The organism is Streptomyces sp. NPDC004732 (genome assembly GCF_040609235.1).
Classification (GTDB): Bacteria; Actinomycetota; Actinomycetes; order Streptomycetales; family Streptomycetaceae; genus Streptomyces.
The window spans coordinates 58,725-78,332 of the sequence record NZ_JBEXJR010000011.1 but is presented as its reverse complement, the minus strand read 5'-3'; the positions used below and the strand labels follow the sequence as shown (position 1 = coordinate 78,332).

20 protein-coding genes are annotated in these 19,608 nt (G+C 73.5%); 8 read left to right on the top strand and 12 right to left on the bottom strand.

What is annotated here, in order from left to right:
* Positions 1 to 50: 50 nt before the first annotated feature.
* A complete protein-coding gene (locus ABZV77_RS30865; protein WP_356263819.1) occupies positions 51 to 782 on the bottom strand; it encodes a VIT1/CCC1 transporter family protein in 732 nt (243 codons plus the stop codon).
* A 266-nt stretch (positions 783 to 1,048) separates the two neighbouring features.
* On the opposite strand from ABZV77_RS30865, the gene ABZV77_RS30860 reads away from it, so the two are divergent.
* The 7 genes from ABZV77_RS30860 to ABZV77_RS30830 are packed head-to-tail and all read left to right on the top strand — an operon-like array spanning position 1,049 to position 8,796.
* Entirely contained in the window at positions 1,049 to 2,071 is a 1,023-nt protein-coding gene (locus tag ABZV77_RS30860) for an ADP-ribosylglycohydrolase family protein (RefSeq protein WP_356263816.1), read from the top strand.
* Positions 2,072 to 2,121: 50 nt separating this feature from the next.
* Positions 2,122 to 3,372 carry an ADP-ribosylglycohydrolase family protein gene (locus tag ABZV77_RS30855; RefSeq protein WP_356264491.1) on the top strand — a complete coding sequence of 417 codons (1,251 nt, stop codon included), beginning with the start codon at positions 2,122 to 2,124 and terminating at the stop codon, positions 3,370 to 3,372.
* Positions 3,296 to 4,516: an ADP-ribosylglycohydrolase family protein gene (locus tag ABZV77_RS30850; protein ID WP_356264489.1), complete on the top strand. Its 1,221-nt coding sequence runs from the start codon at positions 3,296 to 3,298 to the stop codon at positions 4,514 to 4,516. The genes ABZV77_RS30855 and ABZV77_RS30850 overlap by 77 nt, the downstream gene beginning before the upstream one ends.
* Positions 4,513 to 5,874: an ADP-ribosylglycohydrolase family protein gene (locus ABZV77_RS30845; RefSeq protein WP_356263814.1), complete on the top strand. Its 1,362-nt coding sequence runs from the start codon at positions 4,513 to 4,515 to the stop codon at positions 5,872 to 5,874. Before ABZV77_RS30850 ends, ABZV77_RS30845 begins: the two co-directional genes overlap by 4 nt.
* Complete coding sequence (rbsK, locus tag ABZV77_RS30840; protein WP_356263811.1) at positions 5,871 to 6,782, top strand: ribokinase; 912 nt, start codon at positions 5,871 to 5,873, stop codon at positions 6,780 to 6,782. Before ABZV77_RS30845 ends, rbsK begins: the two co-directional genes overlap by 4 nt.
* Entirely contained in the window at positions 6,779 to 7,966 is a 1,188-nt protein-coding gene (locus ABZV77_RS30835) for a CoA transferase (RefSeq protein ID WP_356263808.1), read from the top strand. Before rbsK ends, ABZV77_RS30835 begins: the two co-directional genes overlap by 4 nt.
* Complete coding sequence (locus ABZV77_RS30830) at positions 7,963 to 8,796, top strand: CoA ester lyase (RefSeq protein ID WP_356263805.1); 834 nt, start codon at positions 7,963 to 7,965, stop codon at positions 8,794 to 8,796. Before ABZV77_RS30835 ends, ABZV77_RS30830 begins: the two co-directional genes overlap by 4 nt.
* 66 nt (positions 8,797 to 8,862) lie before the next feature.
* Here the strand turns inward: ABZV77_RS30830 and lgt are convergent, their stop codons facing one another.
* The 10 genes from lgt to hisI all read right to left on the bottom strand — a co-directional run bounded on the left by lgt (position 8,863) and on the right by hisI (position 17,632).
* Entirely contained in the window at positions 8,863 to 9,846 is a 984-nt protein-coding gene (gene lgt, locus ABZV77_RS30825) for a prolipoprotein diacylglyceryl transferase (RefSeq protein ID WP_356263802.1), read from the bottom strand.
* A gap of 115 nt (positions 9,847 to 9,961) precedes the next feature.
* Positions 9,962 to 10,744: a thioredoxin domain-containing protein gene (locus tag ABZV77_RS30820; protein WP_356263799.1), complete on the bottom strand. Its 783-nt coding sequence runs from the start codon at positions 10,742 to 10,744 to the stop codon at positions 9,962 to 9,964.
* Between the two features lie 63 nt (positions 10,745 to 10,807).
* Positions 10,808 to 11,623 (bottom strand): tryptophan synthase subunit alpha, encoded by an 816-nt coding sequence (trpA, locus tag ABZV77_RS30815; RefSeq protein ID WP_356263796.1) that lies wholly within the window; start codon positions 11,621 to 11,623, stop codon positions 10,808 to 10,810.
* A complete protein-coding gene (gene trpB / locus ABZV77_RS30810) occupies positions 11,620 to 12,906 on the bottom strand; it encodes a tryptophan synthase subunit beta (protein WP_356263793.1) in 1,287 nt (428 codons plus the stop codon). The genes trpA and trpB overlap by 4 nt, the downstream gene beginning before the upstream one ends.
* A 305-nt stretch (positions 12,907 to 13,211) precedes the next feature.
* A complete protein-coding gene (trpC, locus tag ABZV77_RS30805) occupies positions 13,212 to 14,021 on the bottom strand; it encodes an indole-3-glycerol phosphate synthase TrpC (protein ID WP_055565964.1) in 810 nt (269 codons plus the stop codon).
* Between the two features lie 139 nt (positions 14,022 to 14,160).
* Positions 14,161 to 14,586 (bottom strand): DUF2752 domain-containing protein, encoded by a 426-nt coding sequence (locus ABZV77_RS30800; protein ID WP_356263790.1) that lies wholly within the window; start codon positions 14,584 to 14,586, stop codon positions 14,161 to 14,163.
* Positions 14,587 to 14,713: 127 nt separating this feature from the next.
* Positions 14,714 to 14,938, bottom strand: a complete 225-nt coding sequence (locus tag ABZV77_RS30795) for an HGxxPAAW family protein (protein ID WP_356263787.1) — start codon at positions 14,936 to 14,938, stop codon at positions 14,714 to 14,716.
* A gap of 108 nt (positions 14,939 to 15,046) precedes the next feature.
* Complete coding sequence (locus tag ABZV77_RS30790; RefSeq protein ID WP_356263784.1) at positions 15,047 to 15,700, bottom strand: TIGR02234 family membrane protein; 654 nt, start codon at positions 15,698 to 15,700, stop codon at positions 15,047 to 15,049.
* Positions 15,701 to 15,707: 7 nt separating this feature from the next.
* The gene (locus ABZV77_RS30785; protein ID WP_356263782.1) at positions 15,708 to 17,225 is read right to left on the bottom strand and encodes an anthranilate synthase component I; all 1,518 of its coding nucleotides are present in this window, start codon (positions 17,223 to 17,225) and stop codon (positions 15,708 to 15,710) included.
* An 11-nt stretch (positions 17,226 to 17,236) separates the two neighbouring features.
* Positions 17,237 to 17,632, bottom strand: a complete 396-nt coding sequence (hisI, locus tag ABZV77_RS30780) for a phosphoribosyl-AMP cyclohydrolase (protein WP_356263779.1) — start codon at positions 17,630 to 17,632, stop codon at positions 17,237 to 17,239.
* An 82-nt stretch (positions 17,633 to 17,714) separates the two neighbouring features.
* On the opposite strand from hisI, the gene ABZV77_RS30775 reads away from it, so the two are divergent.
* Positions 17,715 to 18,350 carry a TIGR03085 family metal-binding protein gene (locus tag ABZV77_RS30775; protein ID WP_356263776.1) on the top strand — a complete coding sequence of 212 codons (636 nt, stop codon included), beginning with the start codon at positions 17,715 to 17,717 and terminating at the stop codon, positions 18,348 to 18,350.
* A gap of 10 nt (positions 18,351 to 18,360) precedes the next feature.
* Here ABZV77_RS30775 and ABZV77_RS30770 read toward each other — a convergent pair whose 3' ends face one another.
* Complete coding sequence (locus ABZV77_RS30770) at positions 18,361 to 19,602, bottom strand: MFS transporter (RefSeq protein WP_356263774.1); 1,242 nt, start codon at positions 19,600 to 19,602, stop codon at positions 18,361 to 18,363.
* Positions 19,603 to 19,608: the final 6 nt, after the last annotated feature.

The following is a 19,608-nucleotide window of genomic DNA, read 5'->3' as shown; positions in this document are numbered from 1 at the left end:
CCGCCGAGTAACGGCTAGTTATGCAAGGTCCCGCATAGGCCTGCAGAAGCTCATCCTACGGCGGTACCGAACAGACTGCCCAGGACGTACGTCACACCGGCGGCCGCGCCACCGAGCGCGAGCTGCCGCAGACCGCTGAACCACCAGGACCTCGCCGTCACCTTGGCCACGATCGCACCACAGGCGAAGAGCCCGATGAGCGCCAGCAGCAGGGCGGGCCAGAGCACGGTGGCGCCGAGCAGATACGGCAGTACGGGGAGCAGGGCGCCCAGCGCGAACGAGCCGAAGGACGACACCGCGGCGACGGTCGGCGAGGGCAGGTCGCCCGGGTCGATGCCGAGCTCCTCGCGGGCGTGGATCTCCAGAGCCTGCTCGGGGTCCTTGGAGAGCTGGCGGGCGACCTCGCGGGCCAGCTCGGGCTCGACGCCGCGCGACGCGTACAGCTCGGCGAGCTCCCGCTCCTCGTCCTGGGGGTGCTTGCGCAGTTCGCGCCGCTCGACGTCCAGCTCAGCCTGGACGAGCTCGCGCTGCGAGGCCACCGAGGTGTACTCGCCCGCCGCCATGGAGAAGGCACCGGCGGCGAGCCCCGAGAGGCCGGTGATGACGATGGTCTGCTGCGAGACCGCGCCGCCCGCCACACCGGTCATCAGCGCGAGGTTGGAGACGAGCCCGTCCATGGCCCCGAAGACCGCAGGACGCAGCCAGCCGCCGTTCACATCGCGATGGGTGTGGTTGTCGCGGTGCGCCTCGTGCAGTGCCGCTTCGGTTTCGATGATCGCCATGGTGAGCCCCCTCGTACGTGTTGGACGACCTCGAAAGTACGCGCGAAAAAAATCTCCCGCCAGCAAGGAAGGCCGTACTTACCTGCGAAAACGCGCCGCGCGGAGGGTCCACACGGCCACCGGAATCCGCACCCCCGCAGGCGCGAAGGAGTGATCTGAGCCACCGCATGCTCTTTTGAGCGCGCCGCGTGGCAGAGATGCACCAAGCACCACCGCATCCAGCGGTCCGCCCGCAACGGACGGTCCGCGCACAAGGGAGGCACGGCATGGCGTCCATCGCATGCGTTCCCTCGGTCCCGGCGCCCGGCGACGCCGACGACCTCCGCGAGCGGGCGCGCGGCGCGCTGCTCGGCCTCGCGGTCGGCGACGCGCTCGGCGCGCCCGCCGAGAACATGAAGCCGTCCGAGATCCGCCGCCGCTGGGGCCGCATCACGGGCTACGTCGCCGAACATCCGGCCGGTACGGACGACACCGAGTACGCGATCTTCTCCGGGCTGCTGCTCGCCAGGCACGGCTCCGCGCTCACGGTCGCGCACGTCGAGAGGGCCTGGCACCAGTGGATCGCGGACCTGGACGAGGGCCCCTTCCGCGGCGCGGGCTTCAGCGAGCGCGGCACCCTGGAGAACCTGCGCAGGGGGCTCGCCGCCCCGATCTCCGCCCAGCACCGGCACGCGTGGAGCGACGGCCTGGCGATGCGGGCCGCACCGTTCGGCGTCTTCGCCGCGGGCCACCCGCACGAAGCGGCCCGCCTCGTCGCGATCGACGGCTCCGTCAGCCATGACGGCGAGGGCATCTACGGCGGCCAGGCGGTGGCGGCGGGCGTCGCGGCGGCCATGACGGGAGCCCCGGTGGAGGCGGTGGTGGCGGCAGCGCTCTCGGTCATCCCCGAGGACTGCTGGACGTCCCGGTCGCTGCGCCGCGCGGTGACGGTCGCCCACCGCGGCGAACGCGCGGTCCGCTCCGCGGTGGTCATCGGCGGCTATCCCTGGACGGACCTCGCCCCGGAGGCGGTGGGACTGGCGTTCGGGGCCTACGCGGTGGCGCGTGGCGACTTCGGCGACGCGGTGCTCTGCGCGGTGAACATGGGGCGGGACGCGGACACGACGGCGGCGGTGGCGGGCGCGCTCTCCGGCGCCACGTGCGGCGCCGCGGCGATCCCCCTGCCGTGGTCGGCGGCCATCGGCCCGGCCCGGGGCAGCTGTCTGCCCTCGATGCGGGGCCACCACGTCCTGGACGTGGCCGACCTCTTGACGCCGGATTCCGAACCGCTGGAGGTGGAGACCTCGTGACTACTGTGGGCAGGCGTGCCGCAGGGCGGCACGGGTGGGCACAGCCCACGGTGCAGGGAAGCTCATACGCAGGCGCCCGCCAAAGCACCGGCTCCCGAGCCGAAGCGCTCCTGCTGGGCCTGGCCGCAGGCGACGCCGCCGGGTGGCCCGCCGCCCGCCACCGGGCGGCGCGGATGCCCGAGTGGACGCGGCGGCTCACCCGGGAACTCGACACCTTCGCCGAGCAGAACGCCACGACCACCCTCCCCGTCCCCATCGCCCTGAACCAGCCACCGGAGCCCCTGCGCCTCGGCCCCTCCGACGACGCGGAGTGGGCCGCCTTCACCGCGGAGTCGCTGCTCCGGGCGACGGACGGCACCCCGCACCCGTGCCCGCACCCGGACCACCGCGTCCGGACCGCGCTCGACCTGGCCTGGACCACCCTCGCCGCCGAGATCGCCGCGGCGGCGGACCGCGCCCCCGAGGTCGAGTCCGCCGTGCTCCCCCTGCGCGCCCGCATCTCCGTCCGCGCGGGCCTCGGCAACCTCGCGACGGGACTGCGCCCGCCCGCCACCGGCCACGACAACCCGCACTACTTCGACGACGCGGCCTGCGTACGCGCCTGCGTGCTCGCCCTGGTCCACCCCGGGGACCCCGAACGGGCCGCCGACCTCGCGGAGTTCGACGCCCGCTACACCCAGGACGGCGACGGCGTGCACGGCGCCCGCGCCATGGCCGCCGCGGTGGCCGCCGCACTCGGCGCCGCCGACGTCGACACTGCGGTGGACCGGGCGCTCGACCAACTCCCGGCCCACACGGAGATCGGCAGGAACGCCCGGCACGCCGTGAAGACGGCCCGCGCCCAGCCGGAGGACGGCGCCTTCGCCCTCGTACCGCTCCTCGAACACCAAATCGTCGACCACGTCTACAGCTACGGCATCGCCGCCGCCGAGACCGTTCCTGTCGCCCTCGCCCTGGCCACCGCCGCACGCGGCCGCATCCACGAGGCAGTGCCCGCCGCCGCGTGCCTGTCGCGCGTCGCGGACTCCGCGCCCGCGCTGGCCGGAGCGCTCACCGGCGTCCTCGGCGCGGCGGCCGCGATCCCCGGGGCCTGGCGCGACGCCTGCCGCACGCTGTCGGGCTGTGCGCTCCCCCGGCTCGCGGGCACCGACCTGGTGGAACTCGCCGGGCGCCTGGCAGACACGGAACTGGCCGTCCCAGGTGGACAATTCCGGCATGACACCCATGACGCCCACCACGCATGTGTCACCCCCGACGGCCACGCCGAACCCGACGACCACCACCCCGCCGCCACGCGCTGATCCTTCGCTGCCCGACCGCATCGCGGGCAGCCTCGTCGGCGCCGCCGTCGGCGACGCGCTCGGCGGCCCCGTCGAGGGGTACGCGCCCGAGCAGATCGCCGAGCGGCACGGCGGCCGCGTGAGCGGCATCGTCGGCCCCTGGAACGGCGACCGCTGGCGCACCGCCCGGCCCATCGCGCCCTACCACAAGGGTGACGGGCACGTCACCGACGACACCTTGATGACCCATGCGCTCGTCCGCGTGTACGCCACCGTCCGCGACCACCTCGACGCCTATGCCGTGGCCGACCACCTGGTCCCCGACCTGATGACGAACCCGCGCTGGATCCCCGAGCTGGAGGCCGAGGCGATCCCCCTGCACCGGATCTTCCTCGCCGAGAAGTGGCTCGCCGCCCGGCTCCACTACGGCCACGTCGACCCGCGGGAGGCCGGTACCGGGAACATCGTCAACTGCGGCGCGGCGATGTACATGGCGCCGGTCGGGCTGGTCAACGCGGCCGACCCGCGGGCCGCGTACGCCGAGGCCCTCGACATCGCGGGCGCCCACCAGTCCTCGTACGGCAGGGAGGCCGCGGGCGTCTTCGCGGCGGCGGTCGCGGCCGCCTGCACGCCGGGCGCCACCGCGGAATCGGTGGTCGAGGAGTGCCTCGCGCTGGCCAAGGACGGCACCCGCGCCGCGATCGAGGCGGTCACCGAAGTCGCCGCGCGCCACCGGGACTTCGAGACGGCCCTGGCCCCGGTGCGCGCCGCGGTCGCCCCCTTCGACACCGTCGGGCCGGACTACCGCGCCCCGTCCCTCGGCGCCCGCCGCCCCTCCCGCCTGCACTCCATCGAAGAGCTCCCCGTCGCGCTCGGCATGCTCCTGGTCGGCGGGGCCGACTACCGCCGCACCGTGCTCGGGTCCGTCAACTACGGCCGCGACTGCGACTCCATCGCGACGATGAGCGGCGCGATCGTGGGCGCGCTGCACGGCGAGGCGGCGGTGCCCGGCGAGTGGTCCGTGCGGGTCGCCGAGGCCAGCCGCCTCGATCTGCACGCACCGGCGGCGGCCCTGACGGAGGTGGCGCGGGAGATCTTCGCCCGTGACGTCGGGCGCCGCCGCGCCCACGAGTCCGCGTTCGCGGCCCTGACGGCCGAGCGATGATCCGCCTGACCTGGGTCCAGCCCGAGGATCTCGTCGGCCACGAACTCCGCCAGGCCGAACAGGAGGGCCGCGACGTGTCGGCGGTGCGCGCCCGCTGGCTGGCGGCGGGCGGCCAGGTGGCCCCGGCGACCGCGGGCGCCTCCCCCGCTCCGGCCCCGGCCCGCCTGCGCGGCCTGGCGGAACGGCTCCTGGACGAACTCGCGCCGCCCCCGTGGCACGGCGGGCCGAGCGCCCCCGCGCCGGGCCCCGCCCCGGCCCCCGCGACGACCGGCACACCGGACACGGGCGACGGGCCGCGCGACCGCCTGCACGCCGCCTGGCTCGGCAGGGCCGCGGGCTGCCTCCTGGGCAAGCCGGTCGAGAAGCTCCCCCTGGAGGGCATCCGGAGCCTCGCCAGGGCCACCGGCAACTGGCCCCTGCAGACCTGGTTCACGGAAAAGGGCCTAACCCCCGCGCTGCGGGCCAAGTACCCCTGGAACAAACGCTCCGCGCCGACCTCCCTGGCCGAGAACATCGACGGCATGCCCGAGGACGACGACCTCAACTACCCGCTCCTGAACCTCGTCCTGCTCCAGCGCCACGGCAAGGGATTCACCACGGAGGACGTGGCGCGGCTCTGGCTGGAGGAGCTCCCCGCGGGCCGCACCTTCACCGCCGAACGCGTCGCCTACCGCAACCTCCTGCAAGGCATCGAACCCCCGCACACCGCCACCCACCGCAACCCGTTCCGCGAGTGGATCGGCGCCCTGATCCGCGCCGACGTGCACGGCTGGACCAACCCGGGGGCGCCCTGGGCGGCCGCCGCGCAGGCCCGCCGCGACGCCGTCCTGAGCCACACGGAGAACGGGGTGTACGGCGCCATGTTCGCCGCGGCCACGATCGCCTCTGCGGCGGGCGGCGGCGCCGACGTCCACGCCTGTCTGGACGCGGGCCTCTCCGTCGTACCGGCCGACTCGCGGCTGGCCCGCGCGGTCCGTCACGCCGTCCAACTAGCGCACGACACGCGGGACTTCGACGACGTCGTGGACGACCTCCACGCACGTCACGGCGCCCACCACTGGGTCCACGTCGTCCCCAACGCCGCCCTGCTCGCCGCCGCCCTCACCCACGCCGACGGCGACTTCACCGGCTCCATCACCCGCGCCGTCTCCGGCGGCTGGGACACCGACTCCAACGGCGCGACCGCGGGCTCCGTCGCCGGTCTGCTCGCGGGCCGCGCCGACGCACTCCCCGACCGGTGGACGGCGCCCCTCAAGAACCGGCTCGCCACCTCCGTGGGCGACTTCAACGGCATCGGCTTCGACGCCCTGGCCGACCTCACCACCGCACTCACCACCCGGGAGGCACCCCCCTCATGAGCCCCACCCCCCACATCGCCGTCCTCGGCAGCGCCAACATGGATCTCGTCGCGTACGTCGCCAAGGCCCCGCAGCGCGGAGAGACGGTGACGGGCCGCGAGTTCCGCACCGTCCCCGGCGGCAAGGGCGCCAACCAGGCCGTCGCGGCGGCCCGCGCGGGCGCCACCGTCTCGATGATCGGCGCCGTCGGCAACGACGCCCACGGCACCCGGCTCCGCTCCGCCCTGGAACACTCCGGCATCGAGACGGACCTCCTGCGCACCGTCGACATGCCCACCGGCACCGCGCACATCGTCGTCGACGACGAGGGCGGCAACGCGATCGTCGTGATCCCCGGCGCCAACGGCACCGTCACCGCCCTCGCCCCCGGCGACGAGGGCCTGATCGCCTCCGCCGACGCGCTGCTGCTCCAGCTGGAGGTGCCCGTCGACGGGGTCCTCGCCGCCGCGCAGGCCGCCCGGCGCCACGGCGTCCGCACCATCCTGACGCCCGCCCCCGCCCAGCCACTGCACCCCGAACTCCTCGCCGCCACCGACCTGTTGCTCCCCAACGAGCACGAGGCCGCCGCCCTCACCGGCATCGCCGACGACCCGCGGGCCGCCGCCCACGCACTGCTCTCCCAGGTGCCCGAGGTCGTCATCACCCTCGGCTCGCGCGGCAGCCTGTACGCGGCCCGCGACGCCGAACCCGTCGTGGTGCCCGCCCGGCAGGTCGAGGCGGTCGACACCACCGGCGCGGGCGACACCTTCGCGGGCACCCTCGCCGTGGCGCTCGCCGAGGGCAACTCCGTGCCGGACGCGCTCGGTTGGGCGTCATCCGCGGCGGCGCTCTCCGTGCAGCGCGCGGGGGCATCGGCCGCCATGCCGTACCGCAAGGAGATCGACTCAGCGGCGGGCACCACGTCATGACCGCTCCTCTCACCGGCCTCCGCGTCCTCGACCTCGCCACCCTCTTCGCGGGCCCCCTCGCCGCCACGATGCTCGGCGACTTCGGCGCGGAGGTCATCAAGGTCGAGCACCCCACGCGCCCCGACCCGTCCCGCGGCCACGGCCCCGCCAAGGACGGCGTCGGCCTGTGGTGGAAGCTGCTCGGCCGCAACAAGCGCACCATGACCCTCGACCTGTCGACGCCCGGCGGCCACGACACCCTCCTGCGCCTGGCCGCCACCGCCGACGTGATCGTCGAGAACTTCCGCCCCGGCACCCTGGAGAAGTGGGACCTGGGCTGGGCGGAACTGAGCGCGGCCAACCCTCGTCTGGTCCTGGCCCGGGTGACGGGCTTCGGCCAGTTCGGCCCGTACTCCCGCCGCCCCGGCTTCGGCACGCTCGCCGAGGCGATGAGCGGCTTCGCCGCGATCACGGGCGATCCGGAGGGGCCGCCCACCCTGCCGCCGTTCGGCCTCGCCGACTCGATCGCGGGTCTCGCGACGGCGTACGCGGTGATGACGGCCCTCGCGGCCCGCGACCGCACGGGCGAGGGCCAGGTGGTGGACATGGCGATCATCGAGCCGATCCTCACGGTCCTCGGCCCCCAGCCGCTCTGGTACGACCAGTTGGGCCACGTACAGGCCCGCACCGGCAACCGCTCCACCAACAACGCGCCCCGCAACACCTACCGCACGGCGGACGACAAGTGGGTCGCCGTCTCCACCTCGGCCCAGTCGGTCGCGGAACGGCTCATGCGCCTGGTCGGCCGCCCCGACCTGATCGCCGAACCGTGGTTCGCCAGCGGCGCGGACCGGGCCCGTCACGCGGACGTCCTGGACGGGGCGGTCGGCGCCTGGATCGCCCGGCACACCCGCGCCGAGGTGATCGACGCCTTCGAAAAGGCGGAGGCGGCGGTCGCTCCCATCCAGGACGTACGCGACGTCATGACCGACCCCCAGTACGCCGCCCTCTCCACACTCACCACGGTCGACGACCCGGAACTCGGCCCCCTGCGCATGCAGAACGTCCTCTTCCGGCTCTCCGCGACCCCCGGCGCGATCCACTGGGCGGGCCGCCCGCACGGCGCCGACACGGACACGGTCCTCGCCGAACTCGGCCTGACGGAAAGGGAGATCACCGATCTGCGCAAGGAGGGCGCCCTGTGACCGCGCCATCCCCGCTGACCTGGTTGTATGTGCCGGGAGACCGTCCCGACGTGGTCGCCAAGGCCCTCCAGGCGGGCGCCGACGCGGTGATCATCGATCTGGAGGACGCGGTCGCCCCCGACCGCAAGGAGTATGCGAGAGCGGCGACGGCGGAGCTCCTCTCGGCACCCCAGCCACTGCCCGTCCACGTCCGGGTGAACGCCCTGGACGGCCCGCTCGCCGACGCCGACCTGCGCGCCGTCGCACCGCTCCCGGGCGTGGCGGGCCTGCGCCTGCCCAAGGTGACCTCGCGCGCCGAGGTCATCCGCGTGGCCGAGCGCGCGGTGCCCGCCGACGGCGGCGCCCCCGCCCTGCACGCCCTCGTCGAGTCCGCGCTCGGCCTGGAGCACGCCTTCGCCATCGCCACCGCACACCCGGCCCTGCACGGCGTCTCCCTCGGCGAGGCCGACCTCCGCGCGGACCTGGGCGTACGCGACGATGCGGGCCTGGACTGGGCGCGCTCGCGGGTGGTGGTGGCCGCGCGGGCCGCGGGCCTGGCGCCGCCCGCCCAGTCGGTCCACCCGGACATCCGTGACCTGGACGGCCTCGCCGCCTCCTGCGCCCGGGGCCGCGCCCTGGGCTTCCTCGGCCGCGCGGCGATCCATCCCCGCCAGCTCCCGGTGATCGAGCGGGCCTACCTCCCCACCGCCGCGGAGATCGAGCGGGCGGAGGAGATCACCAAGGCGGCGGCGACGGACGAGGGCGCCCTGGCCCTGCCGGACGGCCGCTTCGTGGACAAGGCGGTGGTGGAGGGGGCGCGGCGGGTCCTGGCGCTGGCCCGCAGGAAGTGACCGGAGCACGCGAAGGGCCGCCGGATCAGGTGATCCGGCGGCCCTTCGACGTACGACCGTTGGCGGTCAGCTCTTCTTGGCCGACCCGGCTTCCTCGTCGGAGGCCTTGGCGTCCTCCGCCTTATCAGCCTTCTCGGCCTTGTCAGCCTTCTCGGCCTTGTCGGCCTTCTTGGCCTCGTCCTCCGGCTTGGTGAGCTTCGAGGCGGCGGTGTCGCTCCCGTCGGGGGACGACTCGTCGTCCGGCTCGACGATCTCCTCGCGTCCGGGGTGCTTCTTGGCCGACACCACGAGGTAGGCGACCGCGAGCACGAACACCACGATGGCGGTCCACACGTTCAGCCGCAGGCCGAGCACGTGGTGCGCGTCGTCGACCCGCATGTACTCGATCCAGCCGCGCCCGGCGCAGTACGCGGCGACGTACAGCGCGAACGCCCGGCCGTGTCCGAGCTTGTAGCGGCGGTCCGCCCAGATGACGAGGGCGGCGACGCCGATGCACCACAGCGACTCGTACAGGAAGGTGGGGTGGTACGTGCCGGGGACCCGGCCGTCCTCGGCCGAGGTGATCTTCAGCGCCCAGGGCACGTCCGTGGCCTTGCCGTACAGCTCCTGGTTGAACCAGTTGCCCCAGCGGCCGATGGCCTGGGCGAGGGCGATGCCGGGGGCCAGCGCGTCGGCCCAGGCGGGCAGCGGGATCCCGCGGCGGCGACAGCCGATCCATGCGCCGACCGCGCCGAGCGCGATCGCGCCCCAGATGCCGAGGCCGCCCTCCCAGATCTTGAAGGCGTCCACCCAGTCACGGCCGTCGCTGAAGTACAGCTGATAGTCCGTGATCACGTGGTAGAGGCGGCCGCCGACGAGGCCGAACGGCACGGCCCACACGGCGATGTCGGCCACGGTGCCTGACCGGCCCCCGCGATCGATCCACCGCTTGTTGCCGAGCCAGACGGCTACGAAGACGCCGATGATGATGCAGAACGCGTAGCCGCGCAACGGGATGGGTCCGAGTTCGACCACACCGCGCGACGGACTGGGAATGAAGGCAAGGTCCATGACACGACCGACGCTACCGTGCCGGGCATCGGGGACGGCAACCGGTCCGGCTACGGGTCCATAACGTCAGCCACGTCGGTGACGTCGGCACCCGCTCGGTTGCCGCCCCCGCGCATCAGCTCCGGTTCGCCTCTGCCACCAACTGCTTCAGCTTCTGGGGCGACAGCGGGTTGCTCTGGTCCCCGAAGATGTCCTTGCCGTTGAGCCGGACCGTCGGGGTGCCTCCGAGCTTCGCGTCCTGGAACGCCTGGTTGGACTTGTCGACCCAGCTGTCGTGCTTGCCGTCCTCGACGCACTTCTTGAAGGAGCCGGTGTCCAGGCCGTCCACCTGCCCGGCGAGCTCGATCAGCTTGCTGTTCTTCCCGAACGCGTCGTCGGGCTCGGCGGGCTGATTCTTGAAGAGCACGTCGTGGTACGGAACGAACTTGCCCGCGTCCTGGGCGCAGCCCGCGGCGTTGGCCGCGCGCTTGGAGCCGCTGCCGCCCATGTTCCCGTCGATGAGGGTGGCCAGGTGGTACTCGACCTTGAGCTCGCCCTTCTCGGTGAGCTCGTGGATCGTCGAGCGATAGCCGTCCTCGAATCCCTTGCAGGCCGGGCAGCGGAAGTCCTCCCAGACGGTGAGGGTGGACTTGGCGCTTTCCTTGCCTACGGGGATCGCGGGCCCGTCCTTGTCGCTCGCTCCCTTGGGCGCGACCACAGGACCCGCCGTGTCGCTCTTGTCGTCGTCGCCGGAGTTGGCGGCGAGCAGCCCGACCACGGCGGCGAGTCCGAGGACACCTACCACCGCGGCGCCCACGACCAGCGCCCGGCGCTGCTTGTCACGCGCCTTCTGCCGATCTCGCTCTTCCGCCAGCCGCTCGCGGGCCGATCGTTTTCCCTCACGGTTCTTCTCGCTCACACTGGGCCAAACGAACCGGGGAGGCACGAGCGTGCCTCCCCGGTCCAGGTCCACCCGTACGAGTTACGCCTTGCCGCGGACCCCGTCCGCGAGCTCACCGGCGAGCGCACGCACGGCGGCGAGCCCGGTGGCCTCGTCCGGCGCGTCCAGCATCCGCTGCACGAACGCGGAGCCGACGATCACTCCGTCGGCGAAGCCCGCGACCTCGACGGCCTGACGGGCGTTGGAGACGCCGAGGCCGACGCAGACCGGCAGTTCGGTGGTGGCCTTGGTGCGCCGCACCAGGTCCTGCGCCTGGGCGCCCACCGACTCACGGGTGCCGGTGACCCCCATCAGCGACGCCGCGTAGACGAAGCCGGAGCCCGCCGCGGTGATCGTGGCGAGCCGCTCGTCCTTGCTGCTCGGCGCCACGACGAAGACCGTCGCCAGGCCGTGCTTCTCGGCGTGCTCCCGCCAGAGCGCGGACTCCTGGACGGGCAGGTCCGGCAGGATGCAGCCCGCGCCGCCCGCCTCGGCGAGCTCGGCGGTGAAGCGCTCCACGCCGTAGCGGTCGATCGGATTCCAGTACGTCATGACGAGCACCGGCTTGCCGGTCGCCTCGTGGGCCTCGCGGACGGTGCGCATGACGTCGCGGATCTTGAGGCCGCCGCGCAGCGCGATGTCGTCGGCGGTCTGGATGACCGGGCCGTCGAGCACCGGGTCCGAGTGCGGCAGACCGACCTCGACCACGTCGGCGCCGCCGTCGAAGACCGCCTTGACGGCCTCGATGCCGCCGTCGACGGTGGGGAATCCCGCGGGCAGGTAGGCGATGAGGGCGGCCCTGCCCTCGGCCTTGGCACCGGCGAGGGCCTCGTCCAACAGCCTGATGTTGCCGCTCACTTGGCGTCCCCCTCGATCTCGGCGCCGGTGGCGGACGCGTCCGCCTCGACGACTGCGTCCGTGTCGTACAGGCCGAAGTAGCGCGCGGCCGTGTCCATGTCCTTGTCACCGCGCCCGGAGAGGTTGATGACGATCAGCCCGTCCTTGCCGAGCTCCTTGCCGACCTCAAGCGCCCCGGCGAGCGCGTGGGCGCTCTCGATGGCAGGGATGATGCCCTCGGTGCGCGACAGGAGGCGCAGGGCCTGCATCGCCGCGTCATCGGTGACCGCCCGGTACTCGCCGCGGCCGCTGTCCTTGAGGTAGGCGTGCTCGGGGCCGATGCCGGGGTAGTCGAGTCCGGCCGAGATCGAGTAGGGCTCGGTGATCTGGCCCTCCTCGTCCTGGAGGACGTAGCTGCGGGAGCCGTGCAGGATGCCCGGCTCGCCCGCGGTGAGGGTGGCCGCGTGCTCGCCGGTCGCCACGCCGTGTCCCGCGGGCTCGCAGCCGATGAGGCGCACGTCCGCGTCCGGGATGAAGGCGTGGAAGAGGCCGATGGCGTTGGATCCGCCGCCGACGCAGGCGACGGCGGCGTCGGGCAGGCGCCCGGCGCGCTCCAGGATCTGCCGCCTGGCCTCGACGCCGATGACGCGGTGGAAGTCGCGCACCATGGCGGGGAAGGGGTGCGGCCCGGCCACGGTGCCGAAGAGGTAGTGGGTGCGGTCCACGTTGGCCACCCAGTCGCGGAACGCCTCGTTGATGGCGTCCTTGAGGGTGCGGCTGCCGGACTTCACGGCGACGACCTCGGCGCCGAGCATCCGCATGCGGGCCACGTTCAGGGCCTGGCGCTCGGTGTCGATCTCGCCCATGTAGATGGTGCATTCGAGGCCGAAGAGCGCGCAGGCGGTGGCCGTGGCGACGCCGTGCTGTCCGGCGCCGGTCTCGGCGATGACGCGGGTCTTGCCCATCCGCTTGGTGAGCAGGGCCTGGCCGAGCACGTTGTTGATCTTGTGCGAGCCGGTGTGGTTCAGGTCCTCGCGCTTGAGGAAGACGCGGGCGCCACCGGCGTGCGTCGCGAAGCGGGGCACCTCGGTGAGGCTGCTGGGCCGCCCGGTGTAGTGGACGAGCAGGTCGTCCAGCTCGGCGGCGAAGGCGGGGTCGCTCTTCGCCTTGTCGTACTCGACGGCGACCTCGTCCACGGCGGCGACGAGGGCCTCCGGGATGAACTTGCCGCCGTACGCGCCGAAGTAGCCTTCGGCGCTGGGGATCTGACCCTCCGGGTCCGGGATGAAGTACTCGCTTGACATGGCTGGATCCTTGTCAGGGCTGGCGATGGCGATGGGTGCTTGGCGCCCCTTCAGGGGCGCGGGGAACTGCGCGACAAGCCCACGAGGGGCCACGGTCGCGACGGAACCCGGCCGACAACGGCGCGTGGGTTCTTCAGTTCAGGCGGCGCACAGGGCGCCGCGTCGCCATCGCATCCCGGGAATCTGACCCGGCTCGGAGCCGATGTGGTACCGCACCCGCCTGCCCCGCACCCGCCGCGCGGGCGCCCGGCAGCCGCGGGGGCGGCAACCGGGTGCGAGGCGGGCGGAGATCGACATGGGGAGGGTCAGCTCCGTCCGTGCCGGAGCGCCGGGTGCGTGCCCGCGGCGACCAGGTCGGCGACCGCGCCCTTCGGGTCGCGGCCGGTGACCAGGGACTCGCCCACGAGCACCGCGTCGGCGCCCGCGTTGGCGAAGGCGATGAGGTCGTGCGGCCCGCGCACACCGGACTCGGCGATCTTGACGACGCTGTCCGGCAGCTCGGGGGCGACCCGCTCGAAGGTGGAGCGGTCGACCTTCAGGGTCTTGAGGTCGCGGTTGTTGACGCCGATGACACGGGCGCCCGCGTCGACCGCACGCTCGGCCTCGTCCTCGTCGTGCACCTCGACGATCGGCGTGAGGCCGATCGATTCGGCGCGCTCGATGAGGGACTCCAGGGCGGGCTGCTCCAGGGCGGCCACGATCAGCAGCGCGAGGTCCGCGCCGTACGCCCTGGCCTCCCACAGCTGGTACGAGGTGACGATGAAGTCCTTGCGGAGCACCGGGATGTCGACCTTGGCCCGGACGGCCTCCAGGTCGGCGAGCGAACCGCCGAAGCGGCGCTCCTCGGTGAGCACGGAGATGACGGCGGCGCCGCCCGCCTCGTAGTCGGCGGCGAGGCCTGCCGGGTCGGCGATCGCGGCGAGCGCGCCCTTGGAGGGGCTGGAGCGCTTCACCTCGCAGATGACCTTGACGCCGTCGCCGCGCAGGGCCGCCGCACCGTCCTTGGCCGCGGGAGCCTTGGCCGCACGCTCCTTGAGCTCGTCGAGGCTGACGCGTGCCTGCCGCTCCGCGAGGTCGGCACGGACTCCGTCGATGATCTCGTCGAGCACACTCACGCGAGCGGCCCCCTTCCTGACGGTTGAGCTGACGTTCAAGCTGGTCACTGCGATGGTATCCGCAGGAGGGCGAAGGGCCCGCATCCGGTTGACGCGCATCCCACGACCTGGACAGCCGTCGGGCCCGCAACCTGCGGTTTCAGGGATGCAGCCATGACCCGAACGGCAGATTGCGCGTCAGGGTGAAGATCGCGACCAGGGCGCCGAGACCCCACAGCTGAACCGTCCCCAACGTGATCCGCAAGGGCCGCCCGCGCACGGTCCTGACCACCCACACGGTCCACAGCACGGCGAAGACGACGTACCCGGCGACGGCGAGCGCATTGGCGCCGAGGGCCGCCGCGACATCGCCGTGCACGAAGGCGTGCGCGCTGCGCAGGCCGCCGCAGCCGGGGCAGTAGATGCCAGTGAGGCGCAGCAGCGGGCAGGCGGGATAGTGGCCGGGTTCGTTCGGGTCGACGGCGCCGACGTAGGCGAAGGCTCCGGCGACCGAGGCGAGCAGTCCCGCCGGTACGAGCAGACGGGTCAGGACGGCGGGCGCGGCGCTCTCGGGTTCGGCGGTCACCCGTGCATTCTGCCGCGCGCCCGGGCGCGTCGCCCGGTGGGCACGGCGGGTCGATGGCGGGGAGTTCCGGAAACGCGGAAGAGGCGGCCCCGGCACCTGCCGGACCGCCTCTTGCCGTGCGGCGCGGTCAGCTGCCGGAGGTCGCGACCTGGCGCTGCGGACGCTTGGCCTGGCCCATGCCCGCGGCGCGCATGGCGCCGCCCACGAGGGCGCCGATGACGGTGATCGCCATGCCGACCCAGAAGCCGGGCACGTTGGCCATCACCATGAAGGCGCCCGCGACGCAGAAGCCGACGAAGGCGATGATCGAACCGGTCCAGGCAGCCGGGGTGTGTCCGTGGTCATGCGCCATGAAAATGCTCCTTGTTGCTGTGTGCGCGGCGGGGACTGGGGAGCCCACCGCGTAGCGGACGCTCCCTGCCATTCTCCCGCACTCGCGCACCTGCCCCGAGCTCGGGGGTCAGGTTCCGTGCGTGGGGTCCTCGCCGCGGTCGAGGGCCTTCCACAGCTCCTCGGGGCGCTCCGGGTCCGGGGCGCGGCGCGCCTTGCGGGGACTGGGCGTGCCGTCGCGTTCGTAGCGCCCCGACATCGCGGGCCAGGAGCGGCCGTAGGTGAGGGCGAGCAGCCCGGCGAGCAGCAGCAGCGCGCCCGCGGCGGCCGCGGCGTAGGGCCAGCCGGTGTGCGACAGGTCACCGATGGTGGTGGCGGCGTCGCCGGACGCGGTGGCGGCCTTCTCGTCGAGGGAGTCGCTGTCGTTGGCACCGAGCAGCGCCGCGGCGACGATGCCGCCGCCGCTGAGCGTGAGCAGCAGGGAGACCAGGAAGCGTCCGGCACGGCGGACCGCGAAGACCGCGACGAGGGCGGCGAGGCCGACGATCGCCAGGGCCGCGGGCACGCCCGTGACGTCGCTGCCCTTGGCGGTCAGCGGCAGCTCGCCGCCGGCCACCGACGCGGTGCCGTGGGCCCAGGCCTGGCGGGACGCGAGCAGCGCGAGGGCCGCGCCGACGGCACCGAGCAGCAGGGCGACAGCGATGCTGCGTCTGCTGCTGCGCTGGGCCGGGCTCTCGGACGTGGACGTGTCCTCAGTACGGGGCGGAGGTACGGCAGAAGTCACCTGTCCACTATCCCTCACGGCCCGAACGTCCGTGCAGCCGGTTCGCCGTGTGGATGGCGCGCAGCACCGCGGCGGCCTTGTTCCGGCACTCGGTGTCCTCGGCGACGGGGTCGGAGTCGGCGACGACCCCGGCCCCGGCCTGCACATATGCCGTGCCCTCGCGGAGCAGGGCGGTGCGGATCGCGATGGCGGTGTCGGAGTCGCCCGCGAAGTCGAGGTAGCCGACGCAGCCGCCGTAGAGCCCGCGGCGGGACGGCTCCAGCTCGTCGATGATCTGCATCGCCCGGGGCTTGGGGGCGCCGGAGAGGGTGCCCGCGGGGAAGCAGGCGGTGAGCACGTCGAAGGCGGTGCGGCCCTCGGCGACCTGGCCGGTGACCGTCGACACGATGTGCATGACGTGGGAGTACTTCTCGATGGACATGAAGTCGACGACCTCGACGGAGCCCGGTTCGCAGACCCGGCCCAGGTCGTTGCGGCCCAGGTCGACGAGCATCAGGTGCTCGGCGCGCTCCTTGGGGTCGGCGAGCAGCTCGTCGGCGAGTGCCTGGTCCTCCTGCGGGGTGGCACCGCGGTGCCGGGTCCCCGCGATGGGGTGGACCATGGCGCGCCCGTCCTCGACCTTGACGAGGGCCTCGGGCGAGGAGCCGACCACGTCGAAGCCCTCGAAGCGGAAGAGGTACATGTACGGCGAGGGGTTGGTGGCGCGCAGCACGCGGTAGACGTCCAGCGCGGTCGCCGTGCACGGGGTCTCGAAGCGCTGCGAGGGGACGACCTGGAAGGCCTCACCGGCCCGGATGCGCTCCTTGATGTCCTCGACGGCCTCCTGGTACTGCTCGCCGCCCCACAGGGCGGTGTACGCGGGGAGCTCGGAGGGCGGCAGGGCGGCCGGGGGCTGGGAGAGGGGCCGGGAGAGGTCGGCCTCCATGGCGTCGAGGCGGGCGACCGCGTCGGCGTACGCCTCGTCGACCCCGGTCTCCAGGTCGTTGTGGTTGATCGCGTTGGCGATCAGCAGCACCGAGCCGTCCCAGTGGTCCAGGACGGCGAGGTCGCTGGTGAGCAGCATGGTCAGCTCGGGGAGTCGCAGGTCGTCCCGCTCCCCCGGGCCGATCTTCTCCAGGCGGCGCACGATGTCGTAGCCGAGGTAGCCGACCATGCCGCCGGTGAAGGGCGGCAGGCCGTCGGCGCTGACGACGTCGCGGGGGGTGTGCAGTATCCCGATGGTGGCGCGCAGCGCGGCGAGCGGGTCGCCGGAGGTCGGCACGCCGACGGGCGGGGTGCCGAGCCAGTGGGCCTCGCCGTCGCGGACGGTGAGGGCGGCGGCGCTGCGGACGCCGACGAACGAGTAGCGAGACCACAAGAACCCGGCGCGCCCGTTCTCCGCGGATTCGAGGAGGAACGTGCCGGGGCGTTCGGCGGCCAGCTTGCGGTAGAGGCCGACGGGGGTGTCGCCGTCCGCGAGGAGCTTGCGGCTGACGGGGATCACTCGGCGGTCGGCCGCCAGCTTGCGGAAGGTCTCGAGGTCCATGGCAGCAGACCCTACTGACCGGAGCCGGGCGCGCCGGGCACGGGCAGGACGGGCAGGACGTCGGTGTCGAAGCAGGTGCGCGTGCCCGTGTGGCAGGCCGCGCCGATCTGGTCGACCTGGACGAGGACGGTGTCCGCGTCGCAGTCGAGCGCGACCTCCTTGACGTACTGGAAGTGCCCTGACGTGTCGCCCTTGACCCAGTACTCCTGGCGGCTGCGCGACCAGTAGGTGCAGCGGCCCGTGGTGAGGGTGCGGTGCAGCGCCTCGTCGTCCATCCAGCCGAGCATGAGCACCTCACCGGTGTCGTACTGCTGGGCGATGGCGGGGACGAGGCCGTCGGCGCTGCGCCTGAGGCGCGCGGCGATCTCCGGGTCGAGGCTGCCGCTGGGCGGGGGAACGCTGGTCATGGCCCTATTGTGCCGCCCTTCGCGGGCCGCCCAGGGCGGTGTCCACTGTCCGGACCGTGGGGCCGGTCGTAGGGTGGCTGACATGTCGACCCATGCGAAGCGTGAACGACTTCTCCTCGCCGATCTGTTGGAGGCGGAGGGTCCCGAGGCGCCCACCCTGTGCGAGGGCTGGAAGACGCGTGACCTGGCGGCCCACGTGGTGGTGCGCGAGCGCCGCGCGGACGCGGCGGGCGGGCTCCTGATCAAGCAGCTCGCGCCGCGGCTTGAGCGGGTCCAGGCCGAGTTCGCCGCGAAGCCGTACGAGGAGCTGATCCAGCTGATCCGTACGGGACCGCCGCGGTTCTCGCCCTTCTCCCTCAAGCAGATCGACGAGCTGTCGAACGCCGTCGAGTTCTACGTCCACACCGAGGACGTGCGCCGCGCGCGTCCAGGCTGGACGCCCCGCGACCTCGACCCGGTCTTCGCGAACACCCTCTGGTCCCGCCTGGAGCGCTCGGCCCGCCTGGTGGGCCGCAAGGCCCCGGTGGGCCTGGTGCTGCGCCGCCCGGACGGCCAGACGGCGGTGGCCCACCGGGGCGCGCCGGTGGTGACGGTGACCGGTGAGCCGTCGGAGCTGCTGATGTTCGCGTACGGCAGGCAGGCGGTCGCGGACGTGGAGCTGGACGGCGACAAGGGAGCGATTGCGACGCTGCACGAGTCGAAGCAGCTGGGCCTCTGAACTTCCCCGCTCAGCGCGGGAGTTCGGCGCGGCGCAGGGGGCGTGAGCAGAGGCCTATGACGCCGCCTAGGGCGCTGAGTGCGGCGCACGCTGTGTACACCGGCTCGATGCCCCACGCCCCGATCGCGGCGCCGACGACCGGGTAGCAGAGCGGTGCGACGCCCATCGTGAACAGGGTGGCCACGGAGGTGACGCGCCCCAGGTAGGCAGGGTCGGCGGCGGTCTGCATGAGCGCCCCGATCAGGGCGCCGCCGAGCCCGGTGCACAGCCCCACGCAGAGCCCGGCCGCCGTGGCCACCGCGACCGAGGGCGCGAAGCCGATGCCCGCCAGGGCGACCGCTCCGGCGATGACGCCCACGGACTGCACCGCCCCGGCCCGGGGTATCCGCCCGCGCACGGCGAGCAGGAGGGCGGCGAGCCCCGCGCCGACGCCGAATCCCGCAACGACCCACCCCATCCCCGCTGCACCCCAGCCGCGCCGGTCGGCGACGAGCACCAGGCCGATGTTGGCGGGTCCCGCGAAGCCGAGCTCCGTCACCGCCGCGACGAGCGTCAGCGGGGCGAGGACACGATGTCCGCGGATGTACCGCAGCCCGTCGACGAGTTGCCGCATGGCCGAGTCGCCGCGCGCCATGGTGTCGTCGGCAGGCAGCGGGTGCAGGCGTACGGCCGCGAGCAGCGCCAGCGAGAGGACGAACAGCACGCCGCCGACGCCGAACGCGGCCGCCGGTCCGCCGAGCGCCACGGCGAGGCCGCCCAGCGGCGCCGCGACAACGGTGGCGACGCGTTGCGCCAACCCCCGCATGCCCTGGACCCGTCCCAGCTGGTCGGGCGCGGTGATGCGGGGCGGCAGCGCGCCCACGCTCGGCAGGAACAGCGCGTCGACCGCGCCGAAGACCAGGGCGATGCAGGCGAGCAGCCAGATGCCGGGCGAGGAGACGAGCAGCAGCAGCGCGGCCACGAGGAGCACCGCGCAGCGGACCGCGTCGCTACCGATCACCACGCGGCGCGGGCCGAGGCGGTCCGCGACGACTCCCCCGCCGAGCATGAGGGCGGCCCGCGGGACGGCGCCGACGGCGAGGACCAGGCCCGCCTGGCCCGCGCTTCCGCTGCGGGCTGCGGCCCAGGACAGGGCGACGAAGTAGATCCCGTCGCCGACCATCGACGTGGTGTAGGCGCCGAGCCAGCGCAGGACGTTGGCGTCGCGGTGGGCTGGGCGCTCGGTCGCCGGGGGCGCGGTCACTGTGGTCACGGCGGG